19 protein-coding genes are annotated in these 23,063 nt (G+C 38.1%); 11 read left to right on the plus strand and 8 right to left on the minus strand.

Features of this window, described 5'->3' with window-relative positions; translation table 11 throughout:
- Positions 1-240 carry an indolepyruvate ferredoxin oxidoreductase subunit alpha gene (locus VIG73_RS12105; protein ID WP_331642339.1) on the plus strand — a complete coding sequence of 80 codons (240 nt, stop codon included), beginning with the start codon at positions 1-3 and terminating at the stop codon, positions 238-240.
- 89 nt (positions 241-329) lie between these two features.
- Here VIG73_RS12105 and VIG73_RS12110 read toward each other — a convergent pair whose 3' ends face one another.
- Positions 330-470 carry a hypothetical protein gene (locus VIG73_RS12110; RefSeq protein WP_331642341.1) on the minus strand — a complete coding sequence of 47 codons (141 nt, stop codon included), beginning with the start codon at positions 468-470 and terminating at the stop codon, positions 330-332.
- A 213-nt stretch (positions 471-683) separates the two neighbouring features.
- Between VIG73_RS12110 and VIG73_RS12115 the strand changes: the two genes are divergently transcribed.
- Positions 684-1,646 carry a P1 family peptidase gene (locus VIG73_RS12115; protein ID WP_331642343.1) on the plus strand — a complete coding sequence of 321 codons (963 nt, stop codon included), beginning with the start codon at positions 684-686 and terminating at the stop codon, positions 1,644-1,646.
- A gap of 367 nt (positions 1,647-2,013) precedes the next feature.
- Here VIG73_RS12115 and VIG73_RS12120 read toward each other — a convergent pair whose 3' ends face one another.
- The 3 genes from VIG73_RS12120 to trpB form a co-directional block, all read right to left on the minus strand.
- Positions 2,014-3,609: an aspartate:alanine exchanger family transporter gene (locus VIG73_RS12120; RefSeq protein ID WP_331642345.1), complete on the minus strand. Its 1,596-nt coding sequence runs from the start codon at positions 3,607-3,609 to the stop codon at positions 2,014-2,016.
- Between the two features lie 94 nt (positions 3,610-3,703).
- Complete coding sequence (locus tag VIG73_RS12125; protein WP_331642347.1) at positions 3,704-3,907, minus strand: hypothetical protein; 204 nt, start codon at positions 3,905-3,907, stop codon at positions 3,704-3,706.
- Between the two features lie 78 nt (positions 3,908-3,985).
- A complete protein-coding gene (gene trpB / locus VIG73_RS12130) occupies positions 3,986-5,158 on the minus strand; it encodes a tryptophan synthase subunit beta (RefSeq protein WP_331642349.1) in 1,173 nt (390 codons plus the stop codon).
- Positions 5,159-5,417: 259 nt separating this feature from the next.
- Here trpB and VIG73_RS12135 point away from each other — a divergent pair, with 259 nt between their 5' ends.
- The 4 genes from VIG73_RS12135 to VIG73_RS12150 all read left to right on the plus strand — a co-directional run bounded on the left by VIG73_RS12135 (position 5,418) and on the right by VIG73_RS12150 (position 10,113).
- On the plus strand, positions 5,418-5,726 hold the full coding sequence (locus VIG73_RS12135; protein WP_331642351.1) for a phasin family protein: 309 nt from the start codon (positions 5,418-5,420) through the stop codon (positions 5,724-5,726).
- Between the two features lie 84 nt (positions 5,727-5,810).
- Entirely contained in the window at positions 5,811-7,490 is a 1,680-nt protein-coding gene (locus tag VIG73_RS12140) for an AarF/ABC1/UbiB kinase family protein (RefSeq protein WP_331642803.1), read from the plus strand.
- A 568-nt stretch (positions 7,491-8,058) separates the two neighbouring features.
- The gene (locus VIG73_RS12145) at positions 8,059-8,880 is read left to right on the plus strand and encodes a DUF2935 domain-containing protein (protein WP_331642353.1); all 822 of its coding nucleotides are present in this window, start codon (positions 8,059-8,061) and stop codon (positions 8,878-8,880) included.
- A gap of 174 nt (positions 8,881-9,054) precedes the next feature.
- A complete protein-coding gene (locus tag VIG73_RS12150) occupies positions 9,055-10,113 on the plus strand; it encodes a hypothetical protein (RefSeq protein ID WP_331642354.1) in 1,059 nt (352 codons plus the stop codon).
- A 70-nt stretch (positions 10,114-10,183) separates the two neighbouring features.
- On the opposite strand, the gene VIG73_RS12155 is transcribed toward VIG73_RS12150, so the two are convergent.
- Positions 10,184-11,254, minus strand: a complete 1,071-nt coding sequence (locus VIG73_RS12155) for an SDR family oxidoreductase (RefSeq protein WP_331642356.1) — start codon at positions 11,252-11,254, stop codon at positions 10,184-10,186.
- Positions 11,255-11,682: 428 nt separating this feature from the next.
- On the opposite strand from VIG73_RS12155, the gene VIG73_RS12160 reads away from it, so the two are divergent.
- From VIG73_RS12160 to VIG73_RS12175, 4 genes are all read left to right on the plus strand, one after another.
- Entirely contained in the window at positions 11,683-15,930 is a 4,248-nt protein-coding gene (locus VIG73_RS12160; RefSeq protein ID WP_331642359.1) for a S8 family serine peptidase, read from the plus strand.
- A 178-nt stretch (positions 15,931-16,108) separates the two neighbouring features.
- The gene (locus VIG73_RS12165; RefSeq protein WP_414648416.1) at positions 16,109-17,584 is read left to right on the plus strand and encodes a protein adenylyltransferase SelO; all 1,476 of its coding nucleotides are present in this window, start codon (positions 16,109-16,111) and stop codon (positions 17,582-17,584) included.
- Between the two features lie 134 nt (positions 17,585-17,718).
- Positions 17,719-17,910, plus strand: a complete 192-nt coding sequence (locus VIG73_RS12170; protein ID WP_331642363.1) for a YjfB family protein — start codon at positions 17,719-17,721, stop codon at positions 17,908-17,910.
- Positions 17,911-17,990: 80 nt separating this feature from the next.
- Complete coding sequence (locus VIG73_RS12175) at positions 17,991-18,263, plus strand: DUF1871 family protein (RefSeq protein ID WP_331642365.1); 273 nt, start codon at positions 17,991-17,993, stop codon at positions 18,261-18,263.
- Between the two features lie 57 nt (positions 18,264-18,320).
- On the opposite strand, the gene VIG73_RS12180 is transcribed toward VIG73_RS12175, so the two are convergent.
- From VIG73_RS12180 to VIG73_RS12190, 3 genes are all read right to left on the minus strand, one after another.
- Positions 18,321-18,806, minus strand: coding sequence for a nucleoside 2-deoxyribosyltransferase (locus tag VIG73_RS12180; RefSeq protein WP_331642366.1), 486 nt, complete (start codon positions 18,804-18,806; stop codon positions 18,321-18,323).
- A gap of 114 nt (positions 18,807-18,920) precedes the next feature.
- The gene (gene opuFB, locus VIG73_RS12185) at positions 18,921-20,438 is read right to left on the minus strand and encodes an osmoprotectant update ABC transporter permease/substrate-binding subunit OpuFB (protein WP_331642368.1); all 1,518 of its coding nucleotides are present in this window, start codon (positions 20,436-20,438) and stop codon (positions 18,921-18,923) included.
- Positions 20,431-21,405 carry an ABC transporter ATP-binding protein gene (locus VIG73_RS12190; protein ID WP_331642370.1) on the minus strand — a complete coding sequence of 325 codons (975 nt, stop codon included), beginning with the start codon at positions 21,403-21,405 and terminating at the stop codon, positions 20,431-20,433. Before VIG73_RS12190 ends, opuFB begins: the two co-directional genes overlap by 8 nt.
- A 195-nt stretch (positions 21,406-21,600) precedes the next feature.
- Between VIG73_RS12190 and VIG73_RS12195 the strand changes: the two genes are divergently transcribed.
- Entirely contained in the window at positions 21,601-22,941 is a 1,341-nt protein-coding gene (locus VIG73_RS12195) for a cyclic 2,3-diphosphoglycerate synthase (RefSeq protein WP_331642372.1), read from the plus strand.
- Positions 22,942-23,063: the final 122 nt, after the last annotated feature.

A 23,063-nucleotide genomic window follows, 5' to 3' on the forward strand; every position in this document is an offset into this window, starting at 1 on the left:
ATGGCTTTTGTTATTTTAGATCCGTGTCGAAATGAAAAAGCTGCAGAATGTGTTAGTGTCTGCCCAGTAGATTGTATTGAGGAAGGACCTGATCAATTTTACATAGATCCTGACGTATGTATTGACTGTGGTGCATGTTTAGCTGTATGTCCAGTTGATGCTATCGTTGAAGAATATGATCTCACACCCGAACAAGAAGTTTATCTTGAGAAGGCAGAGGAATTCTTCGCAAATAGGTAGACAGCTCTCATATATAATCGAACAGCAAGAGCATTCAAAAAACCGCTAACCAAATGGGCTAGCGGTTTTATTTATATGTACGGGCTGACTTAATGTTCTTCTTCAACTTTTTCGGCTAATTTAGCAGCAATCCAACGTTTAGCTGTTGATTCTTCCACTTCATAAACTTTTCCAGAACGAAGTAACTGTCCTCGATATGCCGTTTGAACATTCATCTTAACCTTTACCATAAAAAATCGCCCCTTTGAAACAAATCTCACTTTTATTATAACAGGTTATGACATGTTTTTTAATTCGTGAGGACTAAATGAAACAAATTTGTTAAGTAGTTGATATGAAAGAGAAACAAAACTTCCAATCCTTCAACTTATTTTCAAATGTATGCCATTTTTTTGATTTAATTGTAAAATGGAATAAGAGCATGGAAAAATGAGGTGTTATTCATGTCTTTCGAAAATATTACAGATGTGCCTGGTATTAAAGTAGGACATATGGAAAATACGAAGGCAATGACGGGTTGTTCAGTTGTAGTGGTTGAGAAAGGTGCTGTTTGTGGTGTGGATGTACGCGGTTCTGCACCAGGGACACGTGAAACCGATTTATTGGACCCAATTAATTTAGTGGACAAGGTTCATGCAATCACCTTATCTGGCGGAAGTGCATTTGGTTTAGAAGCAGCAGATGGGGTCATGCAATATCTAGAGGAGCAGGGGATAGGCTTTGATGTCGGTGTTGCGAAAGTCCCGATAGTACCAGGTGCTGTCCTGTTTGACTTGGCAGTAGGTGATGCTGAGATTCGCCCCGATAAAGCGATGGGGTATCAAGCTGCTAAACAAGCAAGAAAGGGCTCTTTTCCATTTGGTAATGTCGGTGCTGGATGTGGTGCGACCGTCGGAAAGTTACGTGGCATGGAGCATTGTATGAAAGGCGGATTAGGCAGTGCATCAATCCATCTTAATAACGGGATTGTTGTTGGGGCCATCGTTGCCGTGAATGCAGTCGGTGATATTCGTGACCCAAAAACCGGAACAATTTTAGCAGGGCCAATTGACCCTGAGACAAAAGAAATCATGGATAGTATTGAATTTATGCAATCAAATCCGAATACGTTTGCAAAGGCTGGGGCCAATACGACAATTGGTGTCGTAGCCGCTAATGTTACTTTAACAAAAGCTGAAGCGAAAAAAATCGCCCAAATGACTCACAATGCTTTCGCTAGAACAATTTACCCAGCTCATACGATGTTTGACGGTGACACGATTTTCGCGCTTGGTACAGGTAATCAAACCGCTTCGGTCGATTTAATTGGTAGTATGGCTGTTAAAGTGATGGAAGAGGCGGTTGTTCGCGCAATTACTTCAGCTGAGGAAGCAGCTGGGATTCAGGCGTATAAGAGTTTTAGGTAATTAATCTAAATGATTGGTACGCAAGGAAAAAAGACTAAGTAACTTCGTCTGCTATTTACCCAATGCGAACTCGGTGAAAAATTGAAAAACGCAGCGAGTGGGGGAGTTCTACTCAATGTAAACTCGGTGAAAAATTGAAAACCACAACGAGTGGAGTGTTCCATCTGATAAAAATGTGAAGAGTAGAATAAGTAATATACAATCCCAACGCGATTTTTATCTAAGAACTCACCCAGGCATTTTTATAAGATATTAACTCCCATTTTTTCGGCATGAGTTTACCAAACAGTAAGAAATTGACTAAAGGGAAAAGATTAGTTCTTTTCCCAGTCTGTCATCTGTGGGAGAAATCATTCAAGATAAGTAATTAAATAAAAAACACAATCAACTGCGAAGCGACAGCGACAAAAATAAGCGCAAATGGGTAAGCAGCTGCATAGGCAATCGCGGGATCTTCCGAGTCAATTAGTTGATTGAGTGCACCAAGTGCAGGCGTGCTTGTCATACCGCCGCTTAGAGCCCCTAATGAGTGGACGACACTTAATTTAAAGACCTTTTTACTGATGAGGTAGCCTAGAACAATTGGAATGATGGTAATAAGTGTTCCTGCAAAAACGAGCTTTAGTCCTTCTGTTTGAATCACATCAATCAATCCTTGACCCGCCGTCGTTCCGGCTCCAGCTAAAAAGAGGACAAGCCCTAATTCTTGAATGACCTGATTTGCTGGTCCATAATAACGCACATGAATGGGGCCTAAGCGCCCAAAATGTCCGATGATTAAGGCGACAAATAACGGTCCGCCAGCAACACCTAATGTAATTGTCCCAAAGCCTGGTAATTTAATAGGTATCGTGCCAACTAATATACCGATGAGTAAAATTGTACTAATTGAAAAGATATGGACGTTTGTAACGGTTAGTTTTTTCTTTGAAAAGAGCTTTTCAATTTCTTTCAAGCGATCTTCTGTACTGACAACAGTAAGAACGTCACCGCGAATAAGGGGCATATTGGGATTTTGTCTAATCTCAATTCCATTACGAACAATTCGTGTGACAGTTGCTCCATATGCTTGACGAAGGTTAAGTTCTTTTAAACTTTTCCCAACCATCTCATCGGCCTCAACGGTTATTTTTCGTAGTTTAATGTTGTCTGGGTTTTCTAAATCAAGGTCAATTTTTTCTCCAACTTCACGACTAAAGCTATTTAGATTAGGTTGAACACCAACAGCGACTAGTTTATCCCCGAGTAAAATAACGCTATCACTTAGAGCAATCATTGTTTGGCCGTTACGGATAATTCGGCTAATAACAATTGATTTTTTACTAAAAGCCAACTCGTGTAACGTTTTTTTATGGAATTGTGGATTAGTGACGACGACTTTAATCATTTCCGGTGATTGATCTGTTTTAATCGGGTCTTTCGCTGCTTTTAAATCTTTTTTCAAATCTATTCTAGTTATACGTGGTAAAAGCTGAACAAATAATACGACAGCTAATACACCAAAAGGATAGGCGATCCCATATCCAACCGATGCGAGCGGATCACCCGTCGCTTGAAGTGCCGCTGCAAGCCCAGGTGTACTTGTTAATGCACCAGTCATTAATCCGACACTCAAAGCAGGTGAGATATGAAATGCTTTTGCTACAATAACCGTCGTAACAACTGAAATGGTTACAATGAGCAAGGAAATGATTCCAAAAATCATCCCTTTTGAACGCATCATCCGGAAAAAACTAGGTCCGGCTTGAAGGCCAATGGCGACAATGAACAAACTGAGTCCAAGGTTTTGGATAATCGGCGAAACCTCATAGCCAAAATGCCCGAACACCATAGCAACAAGTAATACACCTGCTGCTCCTAAACTGAGTCCTTTTATTTTTATTTGTCCAAGCCAAGAGCCAAGAAATAAAATGACAAAAACTAAAATAAGTGGTTCATTCAATAGTTCAATAATCTGTTTCATCTGTTACTCCTTAGGCTAAATATTGTTTGTCCTATCTATTAGTGTACAAAATAAAGCTATGATTTTCGACTAATGACTGAATAAAGGACTTATTTTAATAGCGCGCTTGGTTAAAAAAATTAAGCGCTGCCGCCCAGAAATCGAGCACCGTCACCGCAAAATCGAGCACTGCCGCCCAGAAATCGAGCGCTGCGACCGCAAAATCGAGCGCTGCCGCCCAGAAATCGAGCGCTGCGACCGCAAAATCGAGCACCACCATCACAGAATCGAGCGCCAACACCGCAAAATCGAGCGCCATCTTAACCCCGCAATAAATCATCATAAAAGCCTTGCAATCCATCATTGGGACTTTGCAAGGCTTTCTGAACTGTATTTATTATTTTTGTTTCATCATATCAAAAATTTGCGCGACGTCTTTATCGCCACGGCCAGATAAGTTAACTAGAATACAATCGTCTTTGTCCAATTTCTTTGCTAGTTTTATTGCATGAGCTACTGCATGGGAACTTTCAAGGGCTGGTATAATGCCCTCTGTTTTAGACAATGTGTGAAAAGCATTCAATGCTTCTTCGCTTGTGATTGTTACATATTCAGCGCGTCCAGTTGTTTTTAAATAACTATGTTCTGGACCGATTCCAGGGTAATCAAGCCCCGCAGCAATGGAGTGAGTCGGGCTTGGCTCACCGTTTTCATCTAGTAATGTTAAACTTTTAAAACCGTGTAAAACAGCTGTTTTTCCTTTTGTTAATGATGCGGCCTCTGCTGGCTCGGCACCGATTAGGCGAACATCTTTTTCATCTATAAAATGTGCAAAAGCTCCGATCGCATTACTACCACCACCTGTACAGGCAACAACAGCTGTCGGCAATTTACCTTCCTTTTTCAAAATTTGCCGTTTAGCTTCGTCACTAATAACAGCTTGAAAATGCTTAACAATCGTCGGATATGGATGTGGTCCAACAGCAGACCCTAATAAATAAAATGTGTCTTTATAGTTTTGCACCAAATCTTCGAGCGCAACATCGACAGCATCTTTTAAACGGCCTTCACCTTTGTCAACGGCAACGACTTCTGCACCGAGTAATTCCATTCGAAAGACGTTCAACGCTTGGCGTTTAGCATCAACTTTTCCCATATACACGGTACAAGGTAAATTGAACATTGCCGCTGCTGTCGCTGTTGCAACACCGTGTTGTCCTGCTCCTGTTTCGGCAATAATTCGCTTTGCTCCCATACGTTTCGCTAATAATATTTGGCCAATCGCATTATTAATTTTATGAGCGCCAGTATGATTTAAATCTTCGCGTTTTAAGTAAATTTTGGCGCCACCAATTTTTCGGGTTAGATTTTTAGCAAATGTCAGTGGGTTTTCGCGTCCAACATATTCCGTTAAATAGTATTGGAACTCTGCCTGAAAGTCAGCATCATCTTTATACAACTCAAATGCTTCTTCAAGCTGTGCCATGACTTTTTGCAAATCTTCTGGTATGAAACTCCCGCCAAACTCACCAAAAAAACCTTTCTCAGCTACTTGCTCTTTTACTCTCATCTCTACTCATCTCTCCTCTATTCATTTGTTAAAAGTAGAATGGAACCTACTTTTATTTAGTACATACTACGAAAACTTTCAACATCTGTCAAACGATTGACTGTAATGATCATTGAATCGGGAATTTAATTGTTAGTGATCTGTCATTTGTCAATCGCCAGTTCGAAAAGAAAGATGTTATACTAAGTGATACAACAGTCTTTCTGTTGGAATGATAAATAGACTCAAGAATTTCAATTCCAAAAAGGAGCGAACCACAATGAAAAACATGATTAAAAAAGGTTTAACATTAGGGTTGGGACTTGCAATAACAACGAAAGAACAAGCTGAAAAAATTGTTAATGAACTCGTTGAAAAAGGGGAATTGACAAAGCAAGAGTCAAAAGAATTTGTCGATGAATTAGTTGTAAAAGGTGAAGAAGCGAAAAAAGATTTAGATGAACGCATTGATCAAAAAGTAAAACAGTTATTAGATGAACTCAACTTAGCTACGAAAGAAGAAGTCGACGCACTAAAACAACGCGTTGAACAATTAGAAGAAGCACGAGAAAAGACTGAATCCAAATAATTTTTAGCTAAAAACATACTGTCATAGATGGGCGCTCATTCGTTATGCTGATGAGGCCAGGTACAAATATAGGGAGGGATTGTTATTTTTCAAAAACGTATTAGACATATCCAACGATATCGCGATATTGTCAAAGCTTTTTCACGAAATGGCTTTGGGTATATCGCTGATGAATTAGGGCTTTATGATTTAGTTTCCCTCCCGAAACGTATGTTTACAAAAGAACCACCCGAACGAGAACGGAAAACGACTGGGGAACGTATCCGCTTATTTTTAGAAGAACTAGGCCCAACATTTGTTAAGTTAGGTCAATTTGCAAGTACGCGCTCTGATATTTTACCGGATTCAATCATAAGCGAATTAAAAAAATTACAAGACAATGTCGCCCCATTTCCATACAATGATGTACAAGAAATAATAGAAAATGAATTAGGTGTTACATTAGATACGCATTTTAAATTTTTCCACGAAACACCGATAGCTGCAGCATCAATCGGACAAGTACACGAAGCGATTCTTCGTTCAGGTGAACGCGTCGCTGTAAAAATTCAGCGACCAAGCATTCAATCAACCATTAAAACAGACTTAGAAATCCTCCAAGATTTAGCGGTTTTAGCAGAAATGCGCTTAGAAATCGCTGCTCGTTATCGAGTAAAAGAGATTATTAAAGAATTTTCCAAGTCACTTATGAAGGAATTAGATTATAAACAAGAAGGTCGGAATGCTGAGCGAATTAAGAAGGCGTTTCAAGATAACTCAAATATTCATGTTCCTTCCATCTATTGGGAATATACAACGGATAAAGTTTTGACGATGGAATATGTAGAAGGCATCAAATTGGATGATGTCCAAGCACTGCGTGAAAATGGGATTGATTGTAAGGTAATTGCTGAGCGATTTGTTCAAGCGATGTTCCAGCAGATTTTCAAGGAAGGATTTTTCCACGGTGATCCACACCCTGGTAATATTCGAGCATTACCCGGAGAAAAGCTTATTTTTATGGACTTTGGCATGGTTGGTCATTTAACACCAGAGCTGAAAGAGCATTTAGCCTCATTTGTCATTGCCTTGATGCGACAACAGACTGACGATATTATTAAAGCTATTTCCGAAATGGGGATGGTACCTGAGAATGTCGATATGCGTGAACTACATACCGACATGGAACATCTCAGAGTAAAATATTACGATGTTCCATTAAGTGAAGTTCACTTAGGTGAAGCGATTCAAGACCTATTCTCAGTATCCTATGAACATCATATTTATATACCGAGCGAGTTGACTTTGTTAGGGAAAACAATGCTAACAACCGAAGGAATCGTGGAGAAATTACATCCCGAATTAAGCATCGTGAAGATGGCGGAACCATTTGGCCGTGAATTATTAAAAGAAAAATATCATCCCAAAAAAATAGCGAGCGATATGTACCAAAGTTTTGTCGAGTATAAAGAGCTGATTTCTGACCTACCTTTTTCAATCAAACAATTAAAATCTATTATTAAAAAAGGGAAAATTCGCATGGAAATCACATCTCCAGAACTGGAACGCTCATTAAAAAAACTAGACCGTATTAGTAACCGATTGTCATTCAGTATTGTGTTACTTGCTTTTAGTATTTTTATGGCCGGTCTCATTATCGGTTCAGCCTTGGTTCGCCAATCAACACTCCTCTGGGACATTCCAGTCATTGAAATAGGTTTTGTCGTGGCAACCGTTATGTTTTTATGGATCTTATATGCCATTTTAAAATCTGGGCGTTTTTAGTGACATGCCCAGATTTTTTATGTGAGTATGGGGTTATATAGAGTAGAATCGCTCAATTCCAGTGTGAAATCGCGCAATCCCATGTGAAATTTACTCAATCCCAAGGCTAAAATCGCGCCATCCTCGAACACAAAAAGTATGATTGAGAAAATTCCAGACTTAGAGTTTAAATCAAATCAAATTTTAGTCATACTCGGCAAGATAATAACTATATTTGATAAGAGAAAAGAAACTAAAAATATTGCTCCAGACATCGGGATAATAATAGGGCTATTAATGGTTTTAATCATAGAGTTTATTAAATAATTAAAATTATATTATGAGGTTTTATTACACTAACTGGTGCTTTAACAGTGGACTGTCAATAGACGGTCCTTTTTCATTTGTATTGGCATGTCATTCTAATTAAAATGTTTGAAATGAGGCGGTTTATTTATTATATTAACAACCGTCTGGATCTCCTATTCATAACACAAACAATACATTGTCTCCATTCCAATAAAAAGGTATGCGAACTTCCTTCTTATCATATATATCAGAAAGAAGCTCACTAAAGGAGGAGACCTTTTTGGAAAAATCGCTAGTTGAACAGTCTTTAGATGAGATTTTGTTTTGGTCACGGATTATGAAGGAACATGCGTTTTTTCTCAGTTTAGGATTTACGTTTGAACAGCAACGTTTAATTGAAGAAGCTCAATATTTCATTCATCTGTTTGAAACAATCGAGGAGAGAGCACGGCGTTTTCCAAGCGATGCTGAGTTTAATCAGATTTATCGTTTTAATTCGGAGGTATATCAAGCAGCTGTAGCTGTATGGCATTATAAACGCAAAGTACTTGGACTCATATTACGCTGTGAGATCCTAACGAATAATTATCCTTTGCTCGTTGATCATATTAGTCGTGAAGCGGCTTATTTTGCTAATCGGTTAAAAGAATTAAATGAAGGGAAATTGCCTAATCAACGTGATTCCATTATTGACGAAAATGTGTTCTTTCTTAGAATTATGGCTGATCATGCTAAATTTATCGGTCATCTTTTAGATCCATCTGAACGCCAATTAGTAGAACAAGCAAGGGAGTTCGGCCATGATTTTGATCAACTCGTGTTCCAAGCAATTGATCTCGATTCAATGCGTCCACAATCCGAAACAGACCCACTGCTAAGCCAGTTTTTAGACGAAAATCGTGTATCTGTTCGGTCATTAAGAGATTTTAAAAAGACGGCCCGTGAATTGATTGAAGCCTGTCGAATCAAAAGTAATATTCATCCATTATTAGCTGATCACACGTTTAGAGAAGCTGAACGATTTTTAGAGATTATTGATCTATTTGAACAAACCTTACAGGGTGAACAGAGAGAAGAAGAGAATAATTTCGAGATAGAGTAATGATTTTTCAATCCTAACTTAATCCCCCGAAATAAGTGAAAACAGCTTGTTTTTAAAAGTAAAATAATAGAAATATTTCCTAATAGGCTAGAAATCTGTTACAATATGTAACATCTTATAAAATTTTGTCTGAAAATTGTCGGATAATTGGGGTTATTACTTTAGGGGGATTATATGTTAAGGGTTTTGAAAATCGCTAGTGCATTTATTGGCATCATTGTCGGGGCAGGATTTGCATCAGGACAAGAGATATTACAATACTTCACGAGTTTTGGCTATATGGGGACAGCTGCGGCAATTGTTGCAACCGCTTTCTTTGCTTATTTAGGGATGACTTTGACGAAACTAGGTAGTCGTACACAGACAACATCACATAAAGAAGTTATTTACTGGATAAGTGGTCGCTATATTGGCATCATTGTGGATTACGTCATTATTTTCACGTTATTTAGTGTTGGTGTTGTCATGATTGCTGGGGCGGGATCAATTTTACATCAGCAATTCGGCTTATCACCATTTGTTGGAAGTTTGATTTTGACGATTCTTATTATCTTAACAGTCATGTTAAACGTCCAACGCGTCATTGCTGTTATAGGAAGTATCACGCCATTCCTCATTGTGGCGATCATTATCATAAGTGTGTACAGCTTGTTAACAATGGATTCATCTTTTGCTCAGTTAAATCCAATTGCAAAAGAAGTAGACACGACATTACCAAACTGGTTTATTTCAGCCGTGAATTATGTATCGTTTAATATTGCGGTCGGTGCTGCGATGTCGCTCGTTATGGGTGGAGCAGAAAAGAATGAGCGGGTCGCTTCAATTGGTGGATTTCTTGGCGGTTTAGGTTTAGGTATTCTCATTTTACTCAGTCATTTAGCGATTTTTTCAAAAGTTGATACTGTCGCGGCGTTTGACATGCCGATGCTAAAAATCATTGATGATATTTCACCGGGCTTAGCAGTATTTATGTCATTCGTCTTATTCGGAATGATCTTTAATACAGGTGTGAGTATGTTTTATGCGTTTACCGCTCGGTTTGTAGAAATGCGCACTAAAACAGCGAACATCTTCATTGTTATTGTTGCTACGATTGGATTTATCGCAAGCTTTGTCGGATTTACTGATTTAGTTGCATTTTTCTACCCATTAATTGGTTATCTCGGCTTATTCTTGGTCGGGGCATTGATTTATGCACCGTTTAAGATGGCAAAACATAAAAAGAATAGTTAATAACTATAAAACTCTTATGCAATGTGCGTGGGAGTTTTTCTATGTAGGATATAAATATCTTTGATTAAATCTATTTACTTCGCGTTATTTTAGTCAAAGCCAGTATTCCTAATCCAACTGCTATTATATTGAAGAGGGCTTGGTGCTTAGATGCCTTAACGAACATGCTGGTAGACCGCTTCCAACCTATATTCGCTCCTCTTTCATGCATACCGTAAGCAGCACGATATAAATTACTTTCTTCTCGGGGTTTGGATGGTCTATTAGGGTCATATTGAGTTGGCGGTATAATATATTCCATTAGTTTATCTGTCAAGCGCGGAAAGATTGCACTAATAAATTGGATAAGTTTTGCTTGTGAGCCGACATACATATCTCTCTTTGGATGTTCTGCGGCATACAGGATTGCTTCAGCTACAGCTTCAGGTGGATAAAGCATTCCTATATGGACCGGTTGCTTGTTTAAATAGCTTGTCGCATGTTCAGTGTAAGGCGTATCGATTCTGCCAGGATGGATGAGTGTCACTGAAACAGGTAAATTTTCTTTTGCTAACTCCATTCTTAAACTTTCCGTCCATCCATGTACTGCAAATTTGGAAGGAGCATACGTCGATTGAATAAGGGTCCCCCGATCCCCAAATAAACTTCCAACATTAATAAGTGCACCCGGAATTCCTCTTTCTGTATAATGTTTCACCGCTTCCTTTGAGCCGTATACAACTCCCCAATAATTCGTATCAAACATCCGTTTCATATCCTCATTACTCACATCCATTGCATAACCAAAGATGGTTACCCCTGCATTATTCACCCATGTATCAAAACGTCCAAATTCTCTTATTGCAGTCTTCGCAATGATTTTAACATCTTCCTCTACTCCAACGTCTGCTTTTACATAGATGGCAGAATGGCCCTTTTGTCGTAATTCATTAACGAGTTCTTTTAGTGCTTCTTCATTTCTTGCGGCTACAACCACTTTTGCACCCATCTCAGCAGCCATTCTTGCAGTTACAAGACCAACTCCACTTGATGCTCCTGTAATGACAATGACCTGATTACTTAATTTCTTTAAATATATATTCTTTGTTCCGTTCAATATCTGCCAGATGCCTTTTTCCCGACTGCCTATTTCTCGTTCCATGAAATAACCTCCTTGAATAACTAATATAAATAAAGAATTTAGCGGTTTTTTATTTATCATTAGTATTTACCCAATCAGGAAAGAAATGTATTGCCGTGATACATTCGAACTGTTTGTACTGTATTTTAGTTAAGCCAACTATAAAATAATCTCCTAATGAAAAGAAAACCGTGCTGGCATCAAGTCATAAGTTTTTTCATTAGCTGTGAATGAGAAATGGATAAATAGGATAAAATTCCTGTTTATTTTAAAAATATCATAGTTCTATTTTATCAAATTAGCAAAATTACGATAACTGCGACAAGATTCGACAAACTTCGCGATTCTTCTCTGGTAATCTATGACCTAAATCAAGTAGAAGGCACTGCATAGAACGAAGAATATTCAGATGCAATAGCCTCAACCAAAAAAATCTTAGAGGTGAGATGATGGGGAAGAAATTAAAGCGACACGTTAGTGTTGTGACAAAGTTTGTCGTTGTTTTGATGCTGTTATCAACTTTACTACCGTTGCAAATTTTCGCCCAAAAAACAGGGCACAATGAAGAAAATAATGCTAGTGAAAAAGTTGATGCAAAACTGCTAGATGCTTTTAAAGAGGAAGAGCATGTCAGATATTTAATTATATTAGAAGAACAAGTAGACACGAACCAAGTTGCACAACAAGCAAGCATACAAGCTAAAAAGAATGGTCTGTCAAGCCAAAATACGAAAAAGCAATTACAAAGAGCAGTTGTATCGTCTTTACAAAATAAGGCGGAGACGACACAAAAAAATCTACTTTCATATTTAAAAACGAGTGAGCAGGAGATAAAAACATTTAAACCGTTTTTTATCGTTAATAGTATCGCAGTAACGGGTACTAAGCAATCTGTTGAAGACATTGCACGTTTGCCTGAAGTGAAGTCTATCTTATTAGATGAAATGAAACAGTTACCTATCACTGATTCTAAGTCTCTATCATCTGAAGAAATAGAATGGAATATTGAACAAATCGGTGTACCTGAACTTTGGGTAGAAGGCATTACAGGTGAAGGTGTTGTTATAGCAAATATCGACAGTGGTGTAGAAGGAAATCATCCTGCGTTGAAGCGTCAATATCGGGGATACAATCCAGAAGACCCTGAAAATCCATCACATGAATTTAATTGGCATGATGCGGTCTTTGATCGTAAGAGCCCAATGGATTCTGATGGACATGGAACACATACAATGGGGACGATGGTCGGACAAGAAGAAAATGGTGAAAATAAAGTCGGTATTGCTCCAGGGGCAAAGTGGATTGCCACAAGGGCATTTTTTGATAATGAAGGCTACGACTCTTATATATTAGAAGCGGCAGAATGGGTGCTAGCACCAACAGATGAAAATGGTGTCCCACATCCAGAAAAAGCTCCAGATGTTGTCAACAATTCTTGGGGCGGAAATCCGATTCATAATGATTGGTTTTTACCGATGGTTGAAGCGTGGCGATCAGCAGGGATCATTCCAGTTTTTTCAGTGGGGAATGCTGGATTTTTTCTAAAACCTGATCCGGGTTCTGCCTCGGCTCCAGGAAATTATAAAGAAGTTATTGCTGTAGGAGCGACTGATTCAGATGGGAACTTAGCAGACTTTTCACTCCGAGGACCATCCGAAAATGGTGATATTAAACCAGACCTCGTTGCACCAGGTGTAAGTGTACGTTCATCTGTTCCAGGTGCTTCTTGGAATGACTTCTCATATCGTTCTTTTAACGGGACATCGATGGCAGCACCACATGTTGCTGGAACGATATTATTGATGAAGCAATTAGATACGTCACTTACATTTGAGGAAGTAGATGATATTTTAAAAGTAACCGCACAAAAGAAAACAGACAATGCTTATCCAGATTATCCAAATAACGGATACGGATATGGATTCTTGCAAGCAAATGAAGCGGTTCGAGCTGTTCAGCAAGGTATCGGGACAATCAAAGGACAAGTAGTTGCTGCAGGAAAAGACGAGGAAAAACCAATCTATGAACATCTTGCTCGAAAAGCAGTTTTTAAAGGTAGAGATGAACTGTTTCAGATACGAGCACAAGATGATGTAAGTGTGAATACGGTAAATTTACATGTTTCAATAAATGGTGAAACAAAAGTGTATAAAGGAAAGCAAATATTAGGTAATCATTTAGATGGCATATATGAATCGGTTATTCCAGCAGATCATTTAACAGCTGAGTCATTTGAGTATTGGTGGGAGATTGACGATTTTTCCGGTAAGAAAACGAAAACAGATGTATATCAAGTCCAAATAAAAGAAGGGGTTAAACGAGGATACTTTGAAGACTTTGAAGGATATCCTGATGGCTGGTATTCATTTGGTATCAACAACTCATGGGAATGGGGAAAGCCAACATACGGTCCCAAACAGGCAGCTTCTGGGGAAAACGTCATGGGTACACATTTACGGGGACAATATGAGCGAAATTCAGATATGACATTAGTCATGCCACCGATTTTAGTCGAAGAACATACGATGCTCCGTTTTAAAACATGGTATAAATTAAGTTTATTTGGTCAAGACACAGGAACGGTCTTTATTTCAACAGATGGAGAAGCCTGGGAACCATTATATCAAGTGAGGCAAGAAAATACGCGTTGGCATGAAGTTGGTCTAGATTTATCAGACTATGCGAATGAAAAAGTATATATTGCCTTTAATTTGAAAACATCTGATAGTCAAAATGATGGATGGTATATTGATGATGTTGAAGTCGTTAACAGTCAATCAAAAGCAAATGTATCTAAACAGCAAATTTTTGATAAAGATGTCACGTTGAAAATACCAGCAAAAGCGGAAGAGGTACTCCAAGCAAGCGTCGATTTCAATCCAGTAGATAATGCAGACATGATACCAATGGAAGCGATAATTAATATAGAAGAAACCGGCTGGCAAACAAAAACAAATCCGAAGAACGGGCGTTTTTCCATTCACCATCCACCAGGTAAGTATACATTAAAAGTTAAAGCGTATGGTTATGAACCATTTACACAACAGGTGACATTAGACGAAAACGGCATAGTTAGCCCAACAATCAGTTTAACGGCTTTACCAACACAAACGATATCCGGTGAGATAAAAAGTACAACAGGTGAACCGATTGAAGGAGCTCGTATCATGTTATTAGAGGATAAGGAGCAGAAACATGCGCAGTCTGAAGATGATGGCATATACGAACTAGATGCCTACGAAGGAACGTATACGTTAAAAGTATATGCACCTGGTTTTGTCGGCACCTCCCAAGCCATAACAGTCGAACGTGGTCAAAATTTAATGATCGATTTAGAACTTGAACCTTTCCGTTCGACGGAACAAACAGAGATCAAGTATGATAATGGAAGATATAGTAAAAATTATGCGTTCGGTAAAAAAGGCAATGGTTTTGCTGTAAAGATGTCATTAGATGATGGTAAGGAACGTGCTTTATTAACAGGTGCGAAGTTACAGTTTTGGGCTAGCCATATCCCAGTTCCAGGTAGCGATGATATAGAAATTGCCATTTATGATGCGACAGGTAAAGACGGTTCACCTGGAAATAAATTAGCAGGTCCAATTAAAGCAAAAGCTAAAAGAGATTTAAACGAGTGGACAGAAGTTGATTTGTCACATTTAGGTATAATTGTTGAAGGTGATTTCTATATTGTTTATTTACAAGCAGATGATTATCCTTATATTCCTGGATTTGTTTCAGATGGAGATGCTCGCCAAAATGCGGGAAGAAGTTGGGACTATATAGCGGGTTATTGGTTTAAAGCTGATGAAAGTGCCGGAAACTATATGATTCGAGCACTCGTTGACTACGGTGCATCATCAGAAGTAGTCGAACCAGTCATTACATCACCAGAATCTGGATTGATAACGAATGAAAAAATGATAACCGTGAGAGGTACAGCAGAATCAGGTTCAATGATTCAGCTCATGCATAATGAGTTAGAGATAGCTGTAGAAGAAGTCGGCCCAAATGGAGAATTTGCTATTCCTGTTGAATTAGCCGAAGGGAATAATGAGCTTCAAGCCATTTCGCTCATCGATGGGAAGCAGATAGCCGAATCTGAAATCGTTACCGTTACATTAGATACTAATAAGCCAGTTGTTACAATTATTAGCCCGCAAGACGGCGAAACGATTGGTGAAAAAACAGTAACAGTGAAAGGACATGCCAAAGATCAACACCTAGACCGTGTGACAATTAATGGGCAAGAAACAATGGTTGATGAACAAGGCTATTTTACACAGGATATTGAATTCGAGTTCGGTGAACAACAAATCGAAGTGATTGCTTTTGATAAGGCAAGCAATGAAACGAAGAAACAGATAACAGTTTATATTGAAGAAGACCAAGAAGAGGCTTTCGTAATCGAAAATATCATGCCGAAAGAAGATGTATATTTAGATACTGGTAAAAGTGTCAAGATATCATTTGATAGTGAACCAGGATTAAGAGCGTCATTTGTTATTTATCTTAATGAAGGACCTGTTGAAGTACCGATGATGGAGATGAAAAGCGGGAACTATGTTGGCTTCTGGACAGCTAGGAAAAATTCTTATACAGAAGGTGCTATTATCGAAGTTCGGGCAAAGAATCGAGCGAATGATAAAGTACGGAAACAGGCAGATGGGAAATTGTTTATTAATGTAGAAAATTAAGCTTAGAAGGGGTGTGTTGAGTAAAACGCATCCCTTTTATACTTAAAATCAGGCAAAATGACAACCCCAATGGTTGAACCACCCTAACATTCATCCATGGTATAATAAATGATTAGGAACAAAAACTAAGTGCATCACGTATTCGTTAAGAGTATAAATGAAAAAACAAGGTGATCCAATGAAAAATAATAATGGCGAAGTTAATATAGGATGGCATTTCGATAATAGTTATACGCAATTACCAGGGGCACTTTTCACTAAACAACATCCAGTTCCAGTACGTTTACCAAAATTAATTGTTTTTAATGATTCTTTAGCAAAATCGTTAGGATTAAATGTCAAGGCTTTAAAAAGTGATGTTGGTGTATCAGTCCTTGCAGGTAATAGAATTCCAGAAGGCACATCACCTTTAGCCCAAGCATATGCAGGACATCAATTCGGTCATTTTACAATGTTAGGAGATGGTCGAGCGATTCTAATTGGTGAGCACATCACTCCTTTAGGTGAGCGGTTTGATATACAACTAAAAGGTTCAGGGAGAACCCCGTATTCACGTGGTGGTGATGGTCGGGCAACGCTTGGACCGATGTTAAGGGAATACATCATTAGTGAGGCAATGCATGGGTTAGGCGTTCCAACGACTAGAAGTTTAGCGGTCGTGACAACAGGTGAAAGCGTGATAAGGGAAACAGAATTATCCGGGGCGATTTTAACTCGTTTGGCATCCAGTCATTTACGCGTCGGGACGTTTGAATATGTTGCTGCTTGGAGGCCAGTCGATGAATTGAAGGAATTGGCTCATTATACGATTAAGCGTCATTTTCCATATGTCGAAGAAAGTGAGAACAAATATGTTACTCTCCTTGAAGAAGTGATTAAGCGTCAAGCGGAACTGATTGCGAAATGGCAACTCGTCGGATTTATTCATGGTGTCATGAATACGGATAATATGACATTGAGCGGTGAAACGATTGACTATGGTCCGTGTGCTTTTATGGATCAATATAATCCAGCGACCGTGTTTAGTTCGATTGACATAGAAGCTCGTTATGCTTACCGTAATCAGCCAGGTATTGGTGAGTGGAATTTGGCGAGATTTGCCGAAACATTGCTACCTCTCTTAGATGACGATGAGAAAAAAGCAATTAACTTAGCGCAACAATCGCTGCGTAAATTTGAAAAATTGTATGTCACTTTTTGGCTTAATGGAATGAGAAAAAAATTAGGCTTATTCAACGAAGAAAAAGAAGATGAGATTCTTATAAAGGACCTTCTTCACTTAATGGAACAATATAAGGAAGACTATACGAATACGTTTAGATATTTAACATTTGACCGTCTAGATGAGACAGATTTATCTATTAGCGAGGAATTTATAAAGTGGTACAAGCGCTGGCAAGCACGACTAGAGAGACAGCCGAATACGAAAGCTCATTCCAAACAGCTCATGATAGAACATAATCCTGCGGTCATTCCACGTAACCATCGAGTCGAAGAAGCAATTGAAGCTGCGGTGGAAAGAGCAGATTACAGTGACATGGAGCGTTTGTTAGACATTCTATCAAAACCTTATGCACATACAGAAGAACAAGAGCCATATACTGAACTTCCACCACCATCCAATTTTCCATATCAGACATTTTGTGGCACTTAAGCTTCAGGCGTAAAACAGACCGAGGTTCACTGTTTTTGAATGATACTCATTTATCAACGCTAGATTAAAGCAATTTTTTTTAGATATGTTTGCAATTAATAATAGATTTCTACATATATAAAAGGTGGGATACAATGGATATTGCTGTTTTATCTACTGTCATGAAACAAGCACAGGTCAAACAACAAGCGAGTCTATCTGTGATGAAATCAGCTTTGTCAACTGAAGAAACAAATGCAGCAGGACTATTAAAAATGATGCAAGATTCAACTCAACAACAAGTGGCACATCCCTTTTTAGGAAAGCAAATGGATGTCAAAGCTTAAGGAATGTTTAGACAAAAATTTGTTACTACTTGTTTGATATACTTGGTATTCAAATAAATAGACAATTGTGGGAGGTTATGATGATTAATAAAATCGCTACTGATATTGTTAAACGTCATATTAATCGTTGGGATCCGTTCGATTTATTATATCTTGGTGCACCAGATGATGAGTATGAAACCGAGGTAGAAATGATTGTGAAAGAGCTTTCGAAAATCCAAAATGAAAATGATTTAGCTGAAGTCATTCAAGATACCTTTAATAAAATGTTTGGAACAGAACAATTTACAAATGAAACATGTCAACCAATTGCATTATTAATTTGGCAAGAAATTCTAAAGGCGAAAAAATAATATCATTAGACTGAATAAAACCAAGAGGATTGAAAACATCCTCTTGGTTTTTGATTTCTATTTAGTCGTGTAATTTTCAACAGCCTCAACTAACTCTTCAACAGACGAATAAATCCCACCATCTGTCTGTTTAATTAAGCCAACAACAAATAAATTGCGATACATAAATTGATTCTCTGTTCCGTCGTTAATTAACGCTTGGATTTTTTTATCGTTATGACGTCCTTGCTGGCGGACATCTGTATATAAGGCGAAAATTGGCCTGTTTAACATATAAAAGGCACCAATCTCAGCTGCTACACCACTATCAATCTCAACACCATCAATGACAGCTATGAGAAAATCACTCTCCTTCAGCTTATCCATATCCGCTTTTGCTATCGTGACTGAATCGGCATAGCTATTTTTATCATTGATAGCGGCATTTTCTTGTGGTACATATAAATTGATATCCGGGACTGCGTTTCTAACCTTTTCAGCTAGTAATTCATTTAGTAGTCGATCACCTGCGCTAAATAATCCATTTGCTAAATATGCTTTCATTGTGTACACCTCATAAGTTGTTATTTGATATGAATCTATTAATACTTTAGCATAATTCGATATTATTTAAGTATCTTTAGGTTCAATAATAAAAGAAAGATTTATTTCAGACGCTTATTCCAATAACCCTTCTTTCACCAAATAGTCTTTAGCTACTTCTGCCGGGATTTTACCTTCGACATTCACTTGATAGTTCATTTCGCGCATTTCATCATCGGTTATTTTTCCAGCGAGTTTATTAAGCGATGTTTCAATTTCTGGATACTTCTCGACTGTCTCTTTTCTTAATAATGGTGCCCCTTGATAAGGTGGGAAGAGTTCCTTATCATCTTCCAACACAGTCAGTTCGTATTCCCTTAGTTCACTATCTGTGGAGTAAGCATCAATTAATTGAATATCGCCTGATTCAATGGCGCTATATCTTAGCTTCGGTTCCATCGTAACGAGATTATCAAAATGAATGTCGTACAGTTTTTGAATCCCGCGATAACCATCTTCACGGTCAGAGAATTCTAATGTGAAGCCAACTTTTATCGACCCTTCAGCCTTTATTAAATCAGATATTGTTTTTAAATCATTTGTTTCAGCAAAGTCAGTTGGTACAGCTAAAGCATATGTGTTATTAAACTGCATCGGTTCTAAAAGAGTCATATTAAATGTATCCGCTAGGCCGTCTTTAGCTTGTTGATAAACTTCCTCGCGATCTGTACTATTCGCGGTTTCTTTTAAAAACTCGGCAATTGCTGTTCCGGTAAATTCTGGGTAAATATCAATGCTTCCTGATTTCAATGCATCGAAGACGAAAGAGGTTTTTCCTAATCCGGGCTTTAATTGCACCGTTAAATCTGTATCGTTTTCGAGAAGTAGCTTGTACATATTAATGAGTATTTCTGGTTCGGACCCGAGTTTACCAGCGATGACGATTTCGTTATCTTGACTGTTCAAAACAAATGGTGTGATGAGAAAGAAAAAGGCAATCACGGCAATTGCCCCTAGAGTAATAAATGACTTCTTATATGACATATGTTCAAATCGTTTTAATAGAAAATCGAAAAGAAGTGCTAATAAAGCAGCAGGGATTGCACCTAATACAATGAGTGCTGTGTTATTACGATCAATCCCTAATAAGATAATATCACCTAATCCACCGGCACCAATAAGTGCTGCTAATGTTGCAGTACCGACAATTAATACCATCGCTGTGCGAATGCCAGCCATAATAACAGGTAAAGCTAACGGAAGTTCAACTTTTATAAGCCGTTTTCCTTGATTCATACCCATTGCGCGCGCAGCTTCAATTAGAGAATCATCCACCTCGTTTATCCCAGTATATGTATTTCTAAGAATAGGTAATAAGGCATAAGCGACTAAGGCAATAATAGCGGGAACTTTACCAATTCCAAATAACGGGATTAAGAGCCCGAGAAGTGCTAGAGATGGTATGGTCTGTAAAACAGCAGTTACTCCAATAATCGATTCGGCAATTTTCGGTTTCTTTGTTAAATAGATCCCCAATGGAATGGCAATCAAAACAGCAAAGAAAAGCGAGATAAATGAAATCTGGACATGTTCTAACAGTGCTTGTATCAGCTGGTCTTGACGGTCTTTAAATATATTTATAAATTCATTCATTTATGTTGCCTCCATTCCGGAGTTGTTTTGCAAGATGGCCGATTATGGCTTGTCTATTAATCATGCCATGTGGTTCACCATTTTTTTCAATAATAATTTGTTCGCTTGTTTTCAGTTGTTCTAAAATCTCTTCTAATGTTGCAGTATCGTTGTTGATTATCGGGCTCGACGGTTTGATTAAATTTGTCTCATATTGTATCGGTTGAATGAGGTCAACGAGTTGAATGTTGCTGTTAAATATGGTCGCTTGATCTCCTACAAAATTTTTAACAAATTGATTTGCCGGTTTATTTATCAGTTCTTCGGGTGTTCCGACTTGAACGACTTCGCCATCCTTCATCAGACAAATGCGATCCGCTAATTTCAGCGCTTCTTGCATATCATGTGTGACAAATACGGTCGTTTTCTGAATACTTTTTTGGATTTGTTTAATATCTTCTTGGAGTTTCTCACGTGTAATCGGGTCCAATGCACTAAATGGCTCATCCATTAGAACGATATCCGGATTCGCAGCTAAAGCCCTAATGACACCAATTCTTTGTTGTTGACCACCTGATAGTTCAGCAGGTTTACGATGTAAATAGTCTTCTGGATTTAATCCGACCATTTTTAAAAGCTCTTCGACTCTTTGCTTTATTTTTTTGTGGGGCCATTTTTTCAGTTCGGGGACGATAGCAATATTTTCTTCAATCGTCATATGGGGAAATAAAGCAATCTGTTGTAATACATAACCAATTTGCCAACGCAATTCATGGATGTCATAGTCGTTAATATTTTTCTGATTTATATAGACTGAACCGTCTGTTAACGGAATCAATCGATTAATCATTTTTAGTACAGTCGTTTTACCACTCCCACTAGGTCCAATAATAACGAAAAACTCGCCTTTTTGAATGTCCAAATTAATTGAACGAACAGCGGTTGTACCATCGGGATATGTTTTTGAAACATGTTCAAATGTAATCATGGATTCTTACGCTCCTATATTTTTAATTGGGATTTTTTCATGACGGAGATGCTTTAGTTAATGGTAGACATAGATTGTAACATGTAGCAAGTGAAAAGGTTTCAATCGCCTAAATAATTTATCGCTTTCCGTTGTATTAATATACAAATATATGTATAATAATAGCTATATACTAGAATGCTAGGAGAGAAGATCATGAAGAAAAAAGTAATCATTATCGGTGCAGCAGGTAGAGATTTTCATAATTTTAATACGTATTATCGTGATCAAAAAGAATATGAGGTTGTGGCGTTTACAGCGTCTCAAATTCCTGATATAGATGACAGGAAGTATCCGAGTGAATTAGCAGGGGAATTGTACCCTGAAGGAATTCCAATTTATCCACAAGATCAATTACCTACATTAATTAAAGAGTTTGTAGTTGATGAATGTGTGTTTGCCTATAGTGATGTTCATTATGAAGAAGTGATGGCCGTCAGTGCGATTGTCAATGCGGCAGGTGCAGATTTTAAGTTACTTGGGCCGAAAAGCACGATGATAAAAAGTAAGAAGCCAGTCATAGCAGTTTGTGCGGTTAGAACTGGGACTGGCAAAAGCCAAACATCACGTAAAATTATTGAGACATTGTTAGAGAAAGGATTAAAAGTCGTTGCCGTTCGTCACCCAATGCCATACGGTGATTTAGTTGCGCAGCGTGTACAACGTTTTGCAACGGTTGATGATTTGAAGAAGCATGAATGTACGATTGAGGAAATGGAAGAATATGAACCACATGTTGCCCGTGGTAATATTGTCTATGCCGGAGTTGATTATGCTTCTATTTTAGAAGCAGCAGAAAATGACCCCGATGGTTGTGATGTGATTCTGTGGGATGGTGGAAATAATGACTTTTCTTTCTATGAACCTGATTTAGCCATTACCGTTTTAGACCCACATCGTCCAGGGCATGAATTAACATATTATCCAGGGGAAGTGAGTTTGCGGACAGCAGATGTGGCGATTATTAATAAAGTAGATAGTGCTGATGAAGAATCGATTGAAATTGTCGAAAATAATATTAAACGAGCGAATCCACATAGCAAGATTATTAAAGCTGAATCAAAAATTACGGTAGATCATCCTGGATTGATTAAGGACAAACGGGTATTAGTTGTCGAAGATGGACCAACATTAACACATGGTGAAATGACGATTGGGGCAGGGACTGTTGCTGCTGAGCGTCTAGGTGTTCAAGAATTTGTCGATCCGCGTCCATATTCAGTTGGTACATTGACTGACACATTTGAAAAATATGCACATCTCGGAAATGTCCTTCCAGCCATGGGGTATGGTAAACAACAATTAGAAGACTTAGAGCAAACGATTAATCAAACAGACTGTGATGCGGTGATTATTGGAACACCAATTGACTTATCGAGAGTAATCAACATCAATAAACCGTACACACGCGTCCACTATGATTTAGAGGAAATTGGAAGTCCTGATTTAAAAGAAGTTTTGGATGATTTTATTGTAAAACACGATTTGAAAAAATAAATAGAAGTTTAGAAAACTTTTTTGATAGAAAGATGGAGGATTGTCTCCATCTTTTTTTATGAACGTTTATTAGTCTTTTACTTTAATGCATTGTTCGAACCTCTATATAATTAGAAACAATA

The organism is Cerasibacillus sp. (genome assembly GCF_036516575.1).
In the GTDB taxonomy this organism is placed as follows: domain Bacteria; phylum Bacillota; class Bacilli; order Bacillales; family Amphibacillaceae; genus Cerasibacillus.